This window comes from Flavobacterium aciduliphilum (assembly GCF_003268855.1).
Taxonomy (GTDB): Bacteria; Bacteroidota; Bacteroidia; order Flavobacteriales; family Flavobacteriaceae; genus Flavobacterium; species Flavobacterium aciduliphilum.
This window is the reverse complement of record NZ_QLSZ01000009.1, coordinates 1-18,462: the sequence shown is the minus strand read 5'-3', so window position 1 is coordinate 18,462 and position 18,462 is coordinate 1. Positions and strand designations below refer to the sequence as shown.

At 34.8% G+C, this 18,462-nt stretch carries 16 protein-coding genes; 10 read left to right on the top strand and 6 right to left on the bottom strand.

What is annotated here, in order from left to right:
- Positions 1–12 precede the first annotated feature (12 nt).
- On the top strand, positions 13–690 hold the full coding sequence (locus tag CLV55_RS09765) for a TrmH family RNA methyltransferase (RefSeq protein WP_112113613.1): 678 nt from the start codon (positions 13–15) through the stop codon (positions 688–690).
- Positions 691–921: 231 nt separating this feature from the next.
- On the opposite strand, the gene CLV55_RS09760 is transcribed toward CLV55_RS09765, so the two are convergent.
- From CLV55_RS09760 to CLV55_RS09745, 4 genes are all read right to left on the bottom strand, one after another.
- Positions 922–1,686 (bottom strand): carboxypeptidase-like regulatory domain-containing protein, encoded by a 765-nt coding sequence (locus CLV55_RS09760; RefSeq protein ID WP_112113612.1) that lies wholly within the window; start codon positions 1,684–1,686, stop codon positions 922–924.
- A gap of 177 nt (positions 1,687–1,863) precedes the next feature.
- Positions 1,864–3,753 carry a DEAD/DEAH box helicase gene (locus CLV55_RS09755; RefSeq protein WP_112113611.1) on the bottom strand — a complete coding sequence of 630 codons (1,890 nt, stop codon included), beginning with the start codon at positions 3,751–3,753 and terminating at the stop codon, positions 1,864–1,866.
- A 177-nt stretch (positions 3,754–3,930) separates the two neighbouring features.
- Positions 3,931–4,512, bottom strand: a complete 582-nt coding sequence (locus CLV55_RS09750) for a non-canonical purine NTP diphosphatase (protein WP_112113610.1) — start codon at positions 4,510–4,512, stop codon at positions 3,931–3,933.
- A gap of 27 nt (positions 4,513–4,539) precedes the next feature.
- Positions 4,540–5,796, bottom strand: coding sequence for a T9SS type A sorting domain-containing protein (locus tag CLV55_RS09745; protein ID WP_112113609.1), 1,257 nt, complete (start codon positions 5,794–5,796; stop codon positions 4,540–4,542).
- 180 nt (positions 5,797–5,976) lie between these two features.
- On the opposite strand from CLV55_RS09745, the gene CLV55_RS09740 reads away from it, so the two are divergent.
- Positions 5,977–7,236 (top strand): aminotransferase class I/II-fold pyridoxal phosphate-dependent enzyme, encoded by a 1,260-nt coding sequence (locus CLV55_RS09740; protein ID WP_112113608.1) that lies wholly within the window; start codon positions 5,977–5,979, stop codon positions 7,234–7,236.
- Between the two features lie 51 nt (positions 7,237–7,287).
- On the opposite strand, the gene CLV55_RS09735 is transcribed toward CLV55_RS09740, so the two are convergent.
- Complete coding sequence (locus tag CLV55_RS09735; RefSeq protein WP_112113607.1) at positions 7,288–8,406, bottom strand: GTP cyclohydrolase; 1,119 nt, start codon at positions 8,404–8,406, stop codon at positions 7,288–7,290.
- A gap of 6 nt (positions 8,407–8,412) precedes the next feature.
- On the bottom strand, positions 8,413–9,402 hold the full coding sequence (locus CLV55_RS09730; protein ID WP_245902708.1) for a transporter: 990 nt from the start codon (positions 9,400–9,402) through the stop codon (positions 8,413–8,415).
- A 108-nt stretch (positions 9,403–9,510) separates the two neighbouring features.
- Here CLV55_RS09730 and CLV55_RS09725 point away from each other — a divergent pair, with 108 nt between their 5' ends.
- The 8 genes from CLV55_RS09725 (at position 9,511) to CLV55_RS09695 (ending at position 17,852) form a co-directional block, all read left to right on the top strand.
- Positions 9,511–9,738 (top strand): DUF4834 domain-containing protein, encoded by a 228-nt coding sequence (locus CLV55_RS09725; protein ID WP_112113605.1) that lies wholly within the window; start codon positions 9,511–9,513, stop codon positions 9,736–9,738.
- A 79-nt stretch (positions 9,739–9,817) separates the two neighbouring features.
- Positions 9,818–12,253: a YfhO family protein gene (locus tag CLV55_RS09720; protein WP_112113604.1), complete on the top strand. Its 2,436-nt coding sequence runs from the start codon at positions 9,818–9,820 to the stop codon at positions 12,251–12,253.
- Between the two features lie 47 nt (positions 12,254–12,300).
- Complete coding sequence (locus CLV55_RS12850) at positions 12,301–12,459, top strand: hypothetical protein (RefSeq protein ID WP_158527032.1); 159 nt, start codon at positions 12,301–12,303, stop codon at positions 12,457–12,459.
- Between the two features lie 4 nt (positions 12,460–12,463).
- Entirely contained in the window at positions 12,464–12,931 is a 468-nt protein-coding gene (locus CLV55_RS09715) for a hypothetical protein (protein ID WP_112113603.1), read from the top strand.
- A gap of 1 nt (position 12,932) precedes the next feature.
- Positions 12,933–14,231: a glycosyltransferase gene (locus CLV55_RS09710; RefSeq protein ID WP_112113602.1), complete on the top strand. Its 1,299-nt coding sequence runs from the start codon at positions 12,933–12,935 to the stop codon at positions 14,229–14,231.
- 8 nt (positions 14,232–14,239) lie between these two features.
- Entirely contained in the window at positions 14,240–15,706 is a 1,467-nt protein-coding gene (locus tag CLV55_RS09705) for a lipopolysaccharide biosynthesis protein (protein WP_112113601.1), read from the top strand.
- Between the two features lie 111 nt (positions 15,707–15,817).
- Positions 15,818–17,008, top strand: a complete 1,191-nt coding sequence (locus tag CLV55_RS09700; RefSeq protein WP_245902707.1) for a M28 family peptidase — start codon at positions 15,818–15,820, stop codon at positions 17,006–17,008.
- 106 nt (positions 17,009–17,114) lie between these two features.
- Positions 17,115–17,852: a transposase gene (locus CLV55_RS09695; RefSeq protein ID WP_245902706.1), complete on the top strand. Its 738-nt coding sequence runs from the start codon at positions 17,115–17,117 to the stop codon at positions 17,850–17,852.
- Positions 17,853–18,462: the final 610 nt, after the last annotated feature.

Sequence of the window (18,462 nt, the reverse complement as noted above, 5' to 3'; positions counted from 1 at the left end):
AAAAAGGAACCAATGGTCGATTTAGAGTTGTTACAATACTTAGAAGGATTTCTAACCGAGAGTAGAAAAGAACGATTTATAGAGATTTTAAAAAACCGCACCAATCATTTTACGATTGCGATGGAAGACGTATACCAATTGCACAACACCAGTGCTGTGATGCGCAGTTGTGAAGTCTTTGGAATTCAGCAACTCCATGTAGTAGAGAAAAAGTTTGGCAAACGCATCGATACCGAAATTGCGATGGGAGCCCAGAAGTGGGTCGACATCAACCGATTTTCAAACCATCAAAGTTGCATAGACCATTTGAGAGCCAAAGGTTACCAAATTATAGCCACCACACCTCACGACGATTCGTGCCTCTTGCATGAATTTGACATCACCAAACCCAGTGCAATATTCTTTGGAACCGAAAAAGAAGGGCTTTCCCCCGAAGTATTGGCACAAGCTGATAGGAACTTAAAAATCCCTATGGTAGGGTTCACCGAGAGTTTGAACATCTCCGTATCGGCAGCCATTATCATTCAAGACCTAACCAACAGACTCCGTTTGTCCGACCTCCCGTGGCAACTCACCGACGAAGAAATCCTTCAAAAACGATTGGATTGGACCCGAAACTCCATCAAAGACATCCAACGTATAGAAGCCCGCTACTTCGAAGAACAAAACAAGAATAAAGAACAAGATTGATAGATTCTTAGACTTTTAGATTTTTAGACTATTGCATTATTAGAAGGTAGATTCTTGGATTCTTTTCAATGTCAAAATGAGTACCTTAGTACCTCAGTATCTCAGAACCTCAGTATCTTAGTACCTCAGTATCTTAGTACCTCAGAACCTTAGTATCTTAGAACCTCAGTATAAACCTCATAAACTTTTAAACCCTTAAACCTACAACCTACTAACTACAACCTCATTCCCCTACTTCTTCAAAACTTTATATTGCTCATAGCACTGACTAATCGCGTCTAAGATTTGGAGGTCGTTTGCCGTTTCAATAAACGCTTCAGAATAGTTACAATGTTGTAAGATTTCGGCAATGTCTTTTTTATCAATGCCCAATAACACAGCAATCGTTTCGCGATCAAATTTAGTTTCAAGGAGCGCCTTTACCGTATTGTCTTTTTTCATTTCCTTCAACTTCCGCAATTCTTTCGGTCGTTTTCCAAAGAAATTATACAACGCATCCGCAGGATTAAAAATAGAATTCATCACACGTGAAAACGCATTGGGGGAGTACTGTCCCGCTTCATACCCACTAGGCAATCCAGAAATACTGTAGCGGTAATTTTCCTTTTCAGGGATTAATTTACTATCCACTTCCAAATAGCCAGTTAACTGGTATTTTCGAACCACGACTTCTTCCAATGCAATAGCTTTTTCTGTCAGTTGTATCTTCGCATTACCGTTTTTAATCCAGTCGTTGGTAACCCGCACTCGTAAAGATTGAAAGCCAATCATGGTGATGTGTAAGGTATCATTAACCTCGGCATCAATTTCAAACATCCCTCTAGTATTGGATATTGACCCTTTTACTCGGTTAATATTAATGATGTTTACGTTGGCCAACGGGAAGTTAGTAGCACTGTTAACGATGGTACCATACACTTTTTTTAAAGTTGAATTCTCTTGAGAAAATCCTTGAAACGATAGGAAAAACAATAGAATGGCTACTAGATATTTCATGTGCTGATTTGAAAGTTTAAAAGTATAAAACTCTACTATAATTTTGCCTTTTTTGAGAAATTATTATCAGAAAATTAACAAATAGCCCATGGAATAGGGTTTAAACAAAAAAATCCCCAAATGTTTTGCAACAAATGGGGATGGAAAATATTGTATTAGAGTACTTTAAAAAGCAATTTACCCTCTTGTTCTTCTAGATTTTGCAGCTTCAAACGAACGATTGGCGGGTTTGTCACCCGATGTTGCAGCACGTCTAGGGGCTCTGTCACTTCTTGGAGCTCCAGAACTTTCGCGTCTCGATTCAAAACGATCTCCTTTACTAGAGCCTTCCGAACGCGAATTACGGTCGCTTCGAAATCCTTTTTTATCGTCTTTAAAGTTTCTGTCACCTCTAAAACCACCCGAGCTTCTTCTGTCATTTCTTCCATTATGATCGCGGCGGTCTCTACTACCCCCTCCCTCATTTTTAGAAATTTCCACGTTGATTCTTCTTCCATTAAGGTCATACCCATTAAGGATTTCCATCACTTTTTCAGCATGTTCGCCATCGGTATTAAAGAACGAGAATCCTTCTTTTACATCTACTTTAAACACGTCATCTCGACCTAAATCTAACGTTTCTTTCAAGAAATCTTTCAATTGCATCCAATCAAAATCATCACGTGCTCCAATGTTGATGAAATAACGAACGGGGTCGCCCGCTCTAATTTCTCTTGGTTCAGAAGAGCTTCTTTCAGAGCGATCTCCACCAGATAAATCACGTTTCTTTTTATAGTAAGTGATGAATCGGTTAAACTCCACGGAAACCATTTTTTTGATGAGTTCTTCTTTTGATAACCCATCAAGCACCTCATTGATAGCAGGAAGATAGTTGTCAATCTCGTGATCTACTTCTGTGTCCTTAATTTTATTCGCTAAATGCAACAATTGAATTTCGCAGATTTCAATACCTGAAGGAATGGTTTTTTCTTCAAACTTTTGTTTGATGATTTTCTCTATCGAATGAATTTTACGAATCTCACTTTTAGTTGTAATTACAATTGAAGTTCCCAATTTTCCAGCACGTCCTGTTCTTCCCGAACGGTGGTTATAGGTTTCGATTTCATCAGGCAATTGATAGTTAACTACGTGTGTTACGTTGTCTACATCAATACCACGAGCAGCCACATCGGTTGCTACCAACATTTGAATTTGACGTCCTCTAAAAGATTTCATCACACTATCACGTTGCGCTTGCGATAAATCGCCATGCAGCGCTGCGGCATTATATCCATCTTCAATTAATTTTTCAGCTATGGATTGTGTATCTCTTTTAGTTCTACAAAAAACCACCGAGAAGATGTCTGGATTTGCATCAGCAAGGCGTTTTAACGCTTCGTAACGGTCACGAGCATTTACTACATAAAACTCATGAGAAACCGTTGCAGAACCAGAGTTTTTGTGTCCTACAGTAATTTCAGCAGGGTCATGCATGAATTTTTTAGCAATTCGCGCCACTTCTGTAGGCATGGTCGCTGAAAAAAGCCAAGTTCTCTTCTCGTCTGGAGTATCAGATAAGATAGAAACAATATCTTCATAAAATCCCATATTCAGCATTTCATCAGCTTCATCAAGGATACAATAATTGATATTTTTAATGTTTACAAGCCCACGATTAATCATGTCTTGCATTCTACCGGGAGTAGCCACAATAATTTGTGCACCACGTTTTACCTCACGGGCTTGTTCTGTAATGCTTGCCCCACCATAAACTGCCACGGTATGTAAACCCTTTACATATTTTGCGTATTGTTTAATTTCGTTAGTGATTTGTAAGCAAAGTTCACGTGTTGGCGATAAAATTAACGCCTGGGTACTTTTGTCCTCAGCATCAATTTTTTGGATCAAAGGAAAACCAAATGCTGCAGTTTTTCCTGTACCTGTTTGTGCTAAAGCGACTAAGTCTGTTTCTTGTTCCAATAAGACTGGAATGGCTTTTTCTTGCACTTCTGACGGATTCTCAAATCCTAGATCCTTGATCGCCAGCAGTAACGACTCATTCAGACCTAATTGTTCAAATGTATTCATATTGTATTTTAAAATTGGGTGCAAAGGTAGCTTTTAAAAACCAGATATACTAATTTGTTAGTGTTTGGTTTTCATGTAGTTGTGTCTTGCTTCAATTTTAAAGTCAGAATTAAATGAAGATAAGCCAGAGAATAGAAGTTGATGATACAAAGATAGAATCAAAACCTTTAAGAAGGTCTAGTCTTGTAATGTTTCGCAAAAGGCTATCAATTGTTTCACTGCTTGTCCTCTGTGGCTGATACTTGATTTTTCTTCTATGGTCATTTCTGCAAAGGTCTTGCTATAGCCATTGGGTATAAAAATAGGGTCGTATCCAAATCCGTTTGTACCTCTTTTTTCTTCAATAAGAGTTCCGTCAACAATACCCGTAAATAGATGTTGTTTGCCTTTGTAATTCAAGCAAATTACCGTTTTGAAGTTGGCTTTTCTATGAGGATTTCCATTCAAATCATGTAACAATTTAGACATGTTATTGTCATCATTTTTGGGTTCTCCTGCATAGCGCGCCGAAAATACTCCTGGAGCGCCTTGAAGTGCATCTACTTCCAAACCTGAATCGTCAGCAAAACAAGCATAGCCATATTTTTCGGTCACATAATTGGCTTTCAATTGTGCATTTCCTTCAATAGTTGCTGCTGTTTCTGGAATTTCTACGGTACAACCTATGGCATCCAAGCTCAAAATTTGTATTGACGAAGGAACTAATTTTTGAATTTCTTTGATTTTATTTTGGTTATTAGAGGCAAATACTAAGATCATGAACGGAAAGGATTAGAATAAAAATAATTATTTTAGAACTACTCGTAGGGTTTTTGTTTGACTAGGTGTGACTAATTTACAGAAATATACACCGCTTTCTAAAGTGCTAGCATCTATTGTTTGATGATTAATTCCTGAGTTCAAATCAGAAAATAGTTCCTCTTTCACAAGGCGTCCCAGACTGTCATATATTTTAATGGAGGTGTTTTCTTGTTCTAATAAAGAAAAAGAAACCTCTATTTGTTTAGCCTCAGTTGGATTTGGGTAAATGGCAAAGAAAGTTTCATCCGCTTGAAAAGTTGGATTTGCAAGTGTAGCAGTCATCAACCAAATCGTCATATTCATAATAATCTTTTGGTGATTGCCAGCCGCATCTGAAATATACCCATCATATAAAGTGTCATTAGTGTCTCCAGTTCCATCATCTATTATCGAACTGTCTCCAACCGCAACTACTTTTCCTAAACCATAAGTTGCATAGGCACACAATACATTAGTAGTGCCAGAGGTTCCTGTTTTAAAAACAACTCCTTTAACACTAGAATTATTGGTTGTGTTAAGAGTCATTGTTGTACCATTAGCCCATTGTACTTTGGTTACATTTCCTGCCGTTCCATGAAGGATAGGGTCGGTGGGAAGATTAGCAACATTAGAATAGGTTCCTGAAATATCAACATAATCAAAGGTAATTCCAAATGGATTTTGTGCTACCGAATTGGTCGTCATTAAGTCGTTCCAAATGTGAGGAGCATCATATCCGTCATAGTTTCTATCGGAAACATCATGATCGGCTATCATAAACAAACCACCACCTGCGGCAACAAAATTTAATAGTGCTGTTTTTTCAGCGCTTGAAAAAAGCATATTGGGTTCAGCCACAACAAAAGCTTTATAATTACTTAAATCTTGAGGATTAGATGTGTTTCCAAAAGTAATAGCACCATTGAAAGGAAGCGATTCTACAACATACCCTTTTTTAGCACAATCAACACCCCAATAGGAAATAGCTCCTTGCCAATAGTCTTCAGTGGTTGTAGATGTAATACCAGATTGTGCAGGAGTAGGTGTTTTTTGCGGATTGGAAGCACCACTAGATCCACTACTTGCATAAGGCAAATGGGTTGTACTGTTAAAATAGATGTTGTGCGCATCGGCATCGATAACCCAATCAGCATTTCCAGCCATTTCAGCTTTGGTGGCATCAAAAAGGATTTTATTACCCGTCTGTCCAAAAGATGAAATGAAGGAAAACAATACGAGTATGAGACAAAATTTAGTATTCATGATTACATTGTTGTTATTATTAATTTGAGGCGACTCGCAAATGTACTATTAAATTTGTGTTATTAAATCTTAAAATTTGTTTAATTTTTTTTTTGAATTTCATCTGTTTGTCAGTAAAATAATTGAGTAATATTTTTTTTATTGTTACTTTTGCCACGTTTTAAAAAACAATTATACGTCATGGTTAAAGATTTATTTGAAAGAATACAAAACAATAAAGGACCATTAGGAAAATGGGCATCACAAGCAGAAGGCTATTATGTTTTTCCAAAATTAGAAGGGGAACTTGGTCCTAGAATGAAATTTCAAGGAAAAGATATATTAAATTGGAGTTTGAATGATTATTTGGGATTGGCCAACCATCCTGAAGTACGCCAAGCCGATACAGAAGCCGCGATGACTTATGGAGCGGCCTATCCTATGGGCGCACGAATGATGAGTGGACATACTAAATACCACGAACAATTAGAGAATGAATTGGCTGCATTTGTCATGAAAGAAGCAGCCTATTTATTGAATTTTGGATATCAAGGTATGGTTTCTATCATAGACGCTTTGGTTTCAAAAAATGATGTTATTGTGTATGATGTAGATGCGCACGCATGCATTATTGATGGGGTACGCTTACACATGGGTAAACGTTTTACCTACAAACACAACGACATCGAGAGTATGGAAAAAAACCTGCAACGTGCCACAAAATTGGCTGAAGAAACTGGTGGCGGGATTCTTTTTATTACAGAAGGTGTTTTTGGAATGCGTGGTCAACAAGGAAAATTGAAAGAGATTGTGGCTATGAAAGAACGATACAATTTCCGTTTATTGGTAGACGATGCCCATGGATTTGGAACTTTAGGTAAAACAGGTGCAGGAGCAGGTGAGGAGCAAGGGTGTCAAGATGGAATAGATGTGTATTTCTCAACGTTCGCTAAATCTATGGCTAATATTGGAGCTTTTGTTGCTGCGGATAAAGATGTTATTGATTATTTAAAATATAACTTACGTTCACAAATGTTTGCCAAAGCCTTGCCGATGATTCAAACCATTGGTTCTTTGAAACGATTGGAGTTGTTGCGTCAATCATCAGCCATCAAAGATAAACTCTGGGAAAACGTTAATGCGCTTCAAAACGGATTGAAAGACAGAGGATTCAATATTGGTGATACCAATACGTGTATTACACCAGTGTATCTTGAAGGTTCCATTCCAGAAGCTATGGTTATGGTTAATGATTTAAGAGAAAATTATGGTATTTTCTTGTCGATTGTAGTGTATCCAGTAATTCCAAAAGGGATTATTTTATTGCGTATGATTCCTACAGCTTCCCATACCATAGAAGATATTGATGAAACCTTAACAGCTTTTGAAGCCATTCGTGAGAAACTTGTAAATGGAACGTATGCTAAAATCGCGGCTGAGACAACGGTTGATGTTTCTTAAGAATTACAAATAGATAACAAAAACGCCTTCCTAAAAAGTGATGGCGTTTTTTTATAAATTTTTTCGATAGGTTCGTCTTCTTCGGTAGATTACCGAATCAAAATGTTTCCAAATATTTTGAATCGCATGGTTGTCTTCCAATTCGGGGGTTCTTATGCAGGTATGAATCCCTTTTTCTTTAAATGTATTGTAGTACTCATTGAAGACAATAGCTGTTACGCCTTTGTTTTGATATTCAGGTAGAATCCCAATTAGATAAAATAAGACTTCTTTACTGTTTTTCTTCGCTTGCAACATGTGGTAAAAACCAAATGGGAATAATTTTCCTTTCGCTTTTTGTAATGCTTCAGAAAAACTTGGCATTACGATACTAAAAGCAATCATTTTATTGTTTTGATCGACAATGAATTTAATGTATTCTGGATTGATAAAACTGATGTATTTTTTCTTGAAATATTCTTTTTGTATATCGGTTATAGCTACAAAAGAGGAAAGATTGGCATAGCTAAGATTGAACAAATCAAACATTTCATCTACATAAGGCATAATGGCTTTATTATTTTTGAAATTGATAGGTGTTAAATGATACCGCTTTTTAATTAATTCTTGTGCTTTAAAAAAGCTATCAATATGAACGTTGTCAAAACTAAATTTACTTTCAAGATATTCTTTCTCTTTGACATAGCCCAAAGATTCTAAGTGTTCTTTGTAGTATGGAAAATTATACCAAGTAATCATAGAACCAATTTCGTCATAACCTTCGGTAACCACGCCTACTTTATCTAAATTAGAAAAGCCCATTGGACCTTCCACATACTCCAAATTGTTTTGACGTCCTAAATCGTATACTTTATGCAATAAAGCCTTGGTGACTTCAAGATCATCAATGACATCCCACCATCCGAAACGTACTTTAGGTTTGTTTTGGTGGCGCACTTCGTCCCAATTGATAATCGCTGCGATGCGTCCCACAATCTTTTGGTCTTTAAAAGCTAAATAGAAGTAGGCTTCTGCACTTTCAAAAGCAGGATTTTTTGACTTGTCAAACGAGTCGAGTTCATCTTGAATCAATGGCGGTACCCAATAAGGATGATTTTTGTATAGTGAAAAAGGGAATTTTACAAATTCTTTTAACAATTTTGGAGTATTGGCTTCGAGTATTGAAATCATGTTTCTTTAGGGTTTTAATGGTACTTCGTCAAGTCTTTTCTTCACTTTTTCTTTTTCCTTTTCTTTAGCTTTTCCTTGTTTGGATTTATCTTTTTTGCCTTTGTCTTTCTTTTTTGGGATGCGTAATAATAAATCGCTGTAATCATCATCAAATCTGCACGAGAATCCAATGCCGAAATAGGTGATTTTTGGAGTATCTTTATAATTTCTGCTGATTGAGGCGTCGACTTGCATATTGCTTGCCAGTAAGTATGCTGCTCCAGCGGTAAAAATTCCGTCGGAATAATAATTTCCTACTATCCCTCGGTTCTCAAAAAAGCCAGACCAAGAATCGTTAAATCCTTTAGTAAGCGTTACAACATACCCATACGAATGATAGGGAGAGGTAATTTGATCGGCAAAAATATTTGTAACAAACACCCAATTTCCTGGAAATTGATTCTGGCTGATGAGCATTATTTTTGGTGTAAGTTTTTTGACGGGTTCATCTCCTCTAAAAAAAAGACTGTTGCTTGTATTAATGTTAAATCCGGCATATCCTGCTAATGCTGGAATTAATTGATGCCAATTGTATTTGTGATTGTTTTTCCAACTGTAAAGATTAACAGGTTTTTTATAATTTTTTTGAGGATCATAAAAAAGATATTTAGCACCCAAAGTAGTTGTTTTTATGGATTTTCGATGGATGTTATCCCAATCGGTAACATAATGGTCGTTTTGATAGTTCAAACTTAAAATAGCCTCCAATTCGTCTCTGTAAAAACCATATCGAAAACTCATGTCTGCACTGTATCCGTTGACCGTATAATCCATCAGATTGTGCTTTTCATTGATATAATTGAGCCCGTCTTCTGTTTGAATGACTGATTTTCCAACTGAAAAAGCCGACATAGAATTACCCGGTCTGTTAGAGTTAATTTCATCCGTATATTGTGCAGTAGCGCCTGTAAAGCACAATAAAAGAAATGAAAGGAATCTGTTTTGTAGTGTCATCATGGTATTTGTAATTTTGAAATCCAAAAGTACTATAATTTATTATTTATTTAAGAACTTAGCGTAAAATTGCATGCTGTAATTTAGTATTTTTGACAAAATTTTCAAATCATGTTTAAAATAATAGAAGAAATAGTAACCGTATTGGTTATTATTTACATCATTAAATTTGTAGTTCGACTATTTTTACCATTATTAGCGCGAAAAGTAGTTGAAAAAGCGAGTGAACAGTTTCAACAACAATACCAGCAATCTCAACCCCAACAACAGAATACCAGTGAAAAACCTCGCGAAACTAAAAAAGTTGGAGATTATATTGACTTTGAGGAAGTCGAGTAATTGTTGAATTTTAAATAATAGTAAAAAGGTGTAATGACTTTTCTAATATAAAGTCTAAACTAAAAACATAACCATTCTAATGAATCAAATAAAGAAACTCTATCCCCATATTGTAGCCCTTGCTGGTTTTATTTTAATTGCATTACTGTATTTCTATCCAGTACTTCAAGGGAAAAAAATATTCCAGTCCGATATTGTGCAATATACCGCAATGGCTAAAGAACAAAACGATTTTAGAGCGGCCAATCATAGCGAGCCTTATTGGACTAATTCGGCTTTTGGCGGAATGCCTACATACCAACTTGGAGCCCAATATCCGAATGATTTTATTGGAAAAATAGATGATATTTTGCGCTTTCTTCCCCGTCCTGCAGATTATTTATTCCTTTATTTTTTAGGGTTTTATAGTTTGTTGTTGGTCTTAAGAGTCGATGTTTTGAAAGCCTTTTTTGGAGCCTTAGCTTTTGGATTCTCAACTTATTTGATTGTAATTTTAGGCGTGGGGCACAACGCCAAAGCCCATGCAATTGCTTACATGCCTTTACTTATTGCAGGAGTTTTGCTTGTTTTTAGAAAACGATATATTGTTGGAGGTTTGCTCACTATGTTTGCGGTAGCACTAGAAATTAATGCCAACCATTTCCAAATGACTTATTATTTGTTGTTTTTACTTTTGATTATTGGAGTTTATTACAGCATTAAGCTAATACAAAAGAAAGAAACCCAAGCCTTACTCAAAATTGCCACCACTTTTGGAGTTGCTTTATTATTTGCAATCGGAGCTAATGCCACAAGTTTGCTTGCTACAAAAGAATATACTGATTATAGTACACGAGGAAAGAGTGAATTAAAGCTAGATGCCAATGGTAAAAAGAAAACGTCGGATGCTACTTTAGACAGAAGTTATATAACAGAATACAGCTATGGCATTGCAGAGAGTTTTAATCTCATTGCCCCGAGACTTTTTGGTGGTGGAAATGGAGAAAAACTCAGTAACGATTCTGCGGTCTATGATTATATGTTAAAATATGGTGCATCAGAGGATGAAGCAAGACAATTTACAGACTCCTATGCGCCCACCTATTGGGGTGACCAACCTATTGTGGCAGCTCCCGCCTATATTGGAGCAATAGTCTTCTTTTTGAGTGTTTTGGCGTTGTATCATGACAAAAGGAAGATTAAATATGTTTTTCTGATGGGAGCTTTGTTTTCTCTCGTTTTGTCATGGGGTAAAAACTTCCCAGTATTGACGGATTTTTTCATTGATTACATTCCATTGTATGATAAATTCAGGGCAGTTTCTTCTATTCAGGTATTACTAGAACTTTGTTTTCCTGTACTTGCAGTACTCGGTTTTCAGTCGTTTTTTACAACACGTCAAGAAAAACAGTGGGACAGCCTTTGGAAAACTGCTGCGACTACGTTAGGCATTCTAGTACTACTGTTTTTTGCGAGAAATATGTTTGATTTTGCAGGAAGTTTAGACGGACAAATTCGTCAAATGTTCAGTCAAAGTCAGGATAAGTCTTTTGGAATAGGCTTTATAGATGCCTTAAAAGAAGATCGAAAAACCATGTATAGCGCCGATTTACTTCGTTCGGGAATTTTTATTTCGCTCACATTTGGAACGTTATTTATGTTTGTGCGCAATAAACTTAAATCAACCACAGCGGTTATTCTTGTAGGGATATTAATGGTTTCCGATTTATTTTTTGTCGATAAAAACTATGTGAGCAGTAAAGATTTTGTTAGTGCGCATGAAGTGGATATGCCTTTTGAGCCTTCGGTTTCCGATCAGCAAATTCTTCAAGACACCACAAATTATAGAGTGCTTGAAGTAGATGGAAATTTGTCTAGTGCTCGTGCGTCTTATTTTCATAAGTCAATTGGGGGATATAGTGCGGTAAAACCACGTGCGATGCAGGAACTTTTTGATTATCAAATAGCAAACAACAATAGGCAAGTTTTAGACATGTTGAATGTAAAATATTTGATTCAAACTGACGATAAAGGTCAGCCTGTAGCAGTGGTTAATCCCGGAGCCAATGGGAATGCTTGGTTTGTTTCGACAATTCAAAAAGTGACTAATGCAGATGCCGAAATGAAAGCGCTGAACCATTTAGATACAAAACATACGGCCGTCATCAATACATCAAATCAAGAAAAAATAGCGACGTCCTTTGTTAAAGACTCAACAGCTACTATTCGACTTATGAGTTATAAACCCAATCATTTGGTATATCAAACGAATACTAAAAACGAGGCTTTTGCAGTGTTTTCAGAAATGTATTATAAAAATGGTTGGAACGCCTACATCGATGGCAAGTCAAGTCCTTATGTCAAAGTTGACTATGCCTTGCGAGGAATGACGGTTCCATCGGGATCTCACAAAATTGAATTTAAGTTTGAACCTCAAGTCGTTAAAACGGGAAGTAGCATTACTTTGGTAAGTTCTATTGGAATGTTATTGCTTTTGATTGGTGGAGTTTATTTTGAGAGAAAGAAAAAAGCATAATTGTAAAGCTAAATTTTTGTAAATTTGATTATTAGTTTCAATAAAAAATGGAAGCATCAAAATTATACCATGCTCATCCTTCTAAAATGGAAGCAAGACATATTGAAGAGATTAGAAAAATGACAGCACAACAACGCTTTGAAAAATTAATGGCTATCATTGAAATTTCTTATCTTTTAGAAATTGCAAAACCAATATCTAAGTAATTAAATGAATAATCAAATAATTGAAATTTGGAAGTATTTCTCATTGAATATAGTCAAATATTTGACTATTGGAGGGTTTGCTGTAAATATTTATGGCTATGGAAGAAATACAGGTGATATTGATATATTTATTAAAGATTCAATTGACAATCGAGAAAATTTGAGAGTATCTTTGAAACAATCAGGAATTGGAGATTTTGAAAATATAAAAACAATGCAATTTATTCTGGGTGAGACAGATATAACTTTAAATTTCAATCTGCGATTAGATATTATGACTTCTGTTAAAGGTTTAGAAAATGATGATTTTCAAGAATTACTTGCAAAAGCATATGTTACAGAAATAAGTGGAATTCCTGTCTATTTCTTAGATTACGATAATCTAATTAAAGCAAAAAAAGCGACCAATAGTCCAAAGGATATATTAGATATTGAAGAGTTAGAAAAAAATAATAAAAAATCTGATTCTTAATTTGAAAACCTCAGCAAAAAAACTTCTAATTATTACGTATTACTGGCCTCCAGCGGGAGGTCCTGGTGTGCAACGGTGGTTGAAGTTTGTCAAATACTTGCCTGAGTTTGATATACAACCTATAGTTTATATTCCCGAGAATCCTACTTATCCTATTATTGATGAAGGTTTGGAACATGAGGTTTCTAAAGAGGCAATACTTCTTAGAAATAAAATTTTTGAACCCTATCAATTGGCGGGTTTTTTATCGAAAAAAGAAACTAAAAAAATAAGTTCGGGTATTATTCCAGCGGCTAAAAAGCAGACTTTTTTAGAAAAAATAATGCTTTGGATTAGAGGAAATTTGTTTATTCCAGATGCACGAAAATATTGGGTAAATCCTTCTGTAAAATACCTCAAAGAATACATTAAAGTGCATGATATAGATACGATTGTAACGTCGGGACCACCCCATTCACTCCATTTAATTGGTTTGAAATTAAAACAAGAGTTGGACCTAACTTGGTTGGCTGATTTTCGTGATCCATGGACTACTATTGGTTATCATAAAGCGTTGAAATTGTCTTCGTATGCTGCTAAAAAGCATAAACAGTTAGAACATCAAGTACTCACAACAGCAGATAAAATTCTTGTAACGAGTAAGACTACAAAAAAGGAATTTCAAGCCCTGACGCACAAACCGATCGAGGTCATCACAAATGGGTATGATGTAGAAAATGTAGCCAAACAACCTTTGGATAAGACATTTTCAATGGCGCATATAGGTTCGTTTTTGTCCGATAGAAATCCAAAGATTTTATGGGAAGTATTGCAAGAGTTGGTTGTAGAACACGAATTATTTGCAATGCATTTTGAGTTGAAATTAATTGGGAAAGTGAGTCAGGAAATCTTAAGTAGTATCGCACAGCATAAATTAACTTCTTTTTGTGCTAATTTGGGCTATGTTTCCCACATAGAAGCAATTCAACACCAAAGAACTTCTCAGGTTTTGTTGCTAATAGAAATTGATTCAGAAGAAACGAAAAGCATAATTCCTGGCAAATTATTTGAATATATGGTTTCAGAACGACCTACACTGGCTATCGGACCTAAAGATTCTGATTTTGCAGAAATTATAACCACAACCAATACAGGAACTTTCTTTACCTACAATGAAAAAGAGCGTTTAAAAAAGACTATTCTCTCTTATTTTGAGTTGTATTTAGAGAATAAACTCCAAGTGTTTCCTGTAGGTTTGCAGCAATTTTCTAGAAAAAGTTTAACAGAAAGGTTATCAAAACTTATAACTCCTAACGTATAATTCAAGACATGGGAATTGTTCAATCTCAATCCATTAAAAACACTATTATTACCTTTTTCGGATTTGGAATAGGAGCTGTCAATGCGTTGTTTTTGTATACGAACTTTCTTGGAAAATTACACTATGGCATTGTAGCTACGATTTTATCCGGAGCTAATATCATGATGCCTTTGATGGCATTTGGGGTTCAAAATACATTGATTCGTTTTTTTTCGCATTATAAGACAGAAAAGGAAAAAGAAAGCTTTTTATCATTTATGTTGTTGATGCCATTCGCATTTATTATTCCACTTGCGACATTGTTTTTTGTTTTTTATGACCCTATTTCTAGTGGATGGGTAAAAGAAAACCCTTCATTGAAACCCTTTTTTTGGTTGATTCCTGTGGTAGGGTTGTTTATGGCCTATTTTGAAGTATTCTATGCTTGGGTTAAAGTTCATATGCAATCGGTTATTGGTAACTTTATAAGCGAAGTATTTGTTCGACTTATTATCATGGTTCTTTTGGTTGCAGTTCATTTCGATTGTATTACCAAAGATACCTTTGTTTATAGTGTTGCATTAGCCTATTTTGGGCAGTTGTTGGGAATGGTTTTGTATGCTGTAAACGTTAGAAAACCAGTTTTTAGATTAGTAATCCCAGATAATTTAAAAGAGATCGTACAATATTCTTTGTTTATTATTATTTCAGGTGGGGTAGCTGTGATGCTTGTTGATTTTGACAAGGTAATGATTCCGCATTATAAAGATATTGGACAGAATGCATTATATGCTGTTGCGATTTTTATTTCAACGGTCATTGCTGTTCCAAGTAGAGCCATGACACAAATAGTAGCTCCCATAACGGCCAAATTAATGGTCGAGGAAAAATTTGAAGAATTAAATGATTTATATAAAAAGAGTGCGATAAATCTGCAAATAATAGGTGGATTTATCATGCTTTTAATTTTTCTAAACATCAAAGAAATGTACCATCTCATTCCAAAAGATTATAGCGGGGGTATTTGGGTGGTTTTTATGATTGGGTTATCTAAGTTTTATGATGTGCTCCTTGGGAATAATAATTCGATAATTGTCAATACTAAATATTACAGAACGGTCTTGTTTTTTGGTGTTTTTACTGTGGTATTGATGATTGTACTGAATATGATTTTTATTCCGTGGTATGGCATAGAGGGGTCGGCTTTTGCCACATTACTTACGGTTGCAGTATATAATACCATCAAATTTATTTATGTGGTTAGAAAGATGAATTTATTTCCCTTTACAAAAAAAACAATGTATTCATTGCTTGTTATAACATTAAATTTTGTGTTGTTCTATTATTGGGATTTTCCTTTTCACACCATTTTAAATATTGTACTAAAATCGATTTTAATTACGGTATTTTATGTCATTTGTAATTATAAATTAAAACTATCCACTGAAATCAATACGGTTGTAGATACTATTTTAAAAAAGCTGCGATTTCTGTAATTATTTAGTCTTTTTTTATTCCAAAAAATTAATAAACTTTTAAGAATACAAAAACGTTCAGTTTTTGTGTATTTACTATTTTTGGTTGTGGATAAAATCTAAAAAATAAAAATGAATATACTGAAGAAATCCCTTCTAATTAGTGCTTTTTTTTATGGGAGTAGTTGTTTTTCACAAACATTTATTCAAGCCTATGCAGATGTTGTAAATCAATGCTCTCAAACGAATATCAACAATAGCCTGACCAGCTTTGAGTCTCTTGGTATGAAACGTAGGGGAACAATAGCGTTACAAAATACCTTAGATTGGCTGAAAAATCAATACTTAAGCTATGGGTATTCCTCTGCACAAATCCAGGAGGATTCATATACCTATTCTGGGTCAACGGCTACTTGTAAAAATTTAATTGTAACCAAAGTAGGAACCTTGTATCCTAATACGTATGTTATTGTATGTGGACATTATGATTCCATAGGAGGAAAAGGGACAAATGATAACGGGAGTGGAATATCGTGTATTTTAGAAACCGCACGTTTACTTCAAAATGTACAAACGGATTATTCGATTAAGTTCATTAATTTTAGTGGAGAAGAAGACGGATTGTATGGAAGTCAACATTATGTGACTTCAGTAGTTAATGGTACTACGCCCAAAATGTCAATTCGTTTGGTGTTAAATTTAGACGAAGTAGGAGGGGTAGCAGGTATGACCAATGATACTATAACTTGTGAGCGAGATGAAAATAATTCCCCTTCAACAAACAATGCCACATCAGCAACCATGACGACTCAATTGATGAATTGCGTGAGCTTATATTCTCCTTTACAAACTAATTTATCGTATGCGTATTCATCAGATTATATGCCTTTTCAAAGTAATAATGAGATTATTACAGGTCTATTTGAAACGAATGAGACGACACACAAACATACAAATACCGATTTATTGATCTACATGGATCCCGCTTACACATTTAATGTTGCCAAAGCTACAATTGGCGCCACACTTCATTTTGCAAAAGCTAATGTAGCGAGTATGAAAGTGGAGACATTTGATGGGAATCAAGTACAATTTTTTCCAAATCCAACAAAGGATACAATTCAAATAAGTATAGGAACTCTAGAGACAACGGCCTATACTTTTAGTCTGATAGATACTAATGGAAAAATAGTTTTAGAAACTTTGTTTGAGAATCCTAAGCTCATCGAATCAATTCCTCTTAAAGGTCTTGCTAAAGGGATGTATTTAGCAGTTGTCCAAACTGAAAACAAAAGGGTTACGAAAAAAATTGTTGTTGAATAATTTTGGTTTAATAGTCAAAAATAGTTGGTAAAAACGTTGTCAAGCGTTATGGAATATGGTATTTTCGAAAGTTTATTGAAATTCGTTTCAATAAACTTTTTTATTTATGGTAAATTCAAAAAAAAAGCGTTGTCCAACGTGCAAAAGTCTTCAAACTATCAAATGGGGAATCCAACGAAACAAGCTGTGTTTTAAATGTAAGTATTGCGGTCAATTATTTACATCAAACAATAAATCTGTTTCAGATTCTAACAAAGAAATTTGGTTTAAAAAATGGATAATTGGTAAAGACACTTTTGATAAAATAACTGTTGAGTTTGGATATAGTAAGAGTACTTTGCAACGGTATTTTTCTAAAATGTTATGTAAAGCACCAATCTTAGAATTTAGTTCAACTGATGAAATTTATTTAGTTTTAGATGGAACTTACTTCCCAAATGATATTTGTTTGGTGGTTTACAGAAACTTTCATTTGAAGTCAACTCAGCTTTACAGAATGACAAATGGAGAGCATTTTGAAGAGATTGCAGAAGATTTACAGAATTTATTGAATCTAGGAATCAAAATAAAAAGCATCACATCCGACGGAGATAAATCTTCAATAAAAGCTATCAAAAAAGTTTGTCCAAAAGTACCTTTTCAACGATGTTTAGTACATATATCAAGAATGTGTAGAATATGGCTCACTCAACATCCTAAGCATAAATCTGGCTTTGAACTCAAGCAAATCGCTTTTAAAATTCATATATTAATTGTGAATATAAACGGCAATTATGGCTTAAGGAACTCCTCAAATGGGAAGAAGAATATAGAGGTTTTATCAATCAAAAATCATATAACATAGAAACTGGAAGATATTGGTACACTTATAAAATGGTGAGAAGATCATTTACTCTAATAAAGAAAGCATTACCCAATATGTTTATGTATTTGAAAGATGATAAAATACCAAATTCAACAAATTCTTTAGAATCTTTTTTCGGACATTTAAAAGGAAACTTAAATATTCATAGAGGGATGAGTTTAGCCAATAGGAAAAACTTTTTGAAATGATATTTGTATTATAAAAATCAAAAGAACAAGTAGGTTTTCTTAGCTATTTGATATACCAAAAAATGTATAAAAAAGGGCAGATTTACACTGCCCTCATTTTTTGTATGCACATCAAATCTATTGCTAGTTGGTTGCTCCTCAGCAGAGCCGATGTCCTCTTCAATTTGATGAGGTGATTTAACTAATCTAAAATGAAAAATCACCAACTATTTTTGACCACATTACCTTTAAGGATAAGAGATGGTTTGGTACCAAAAAAACAAACCCCCAACTAATTTGTTAGGGGTTTTGTGAATGAAAACAAAATTATCTTTTTAATGAGAAATGCGCTTTAAATTGTTTAATAGCATTGGCTTCGGAGTAGTCTACAGAGAACCAGTAATCTGTTGAGAACATAGGGT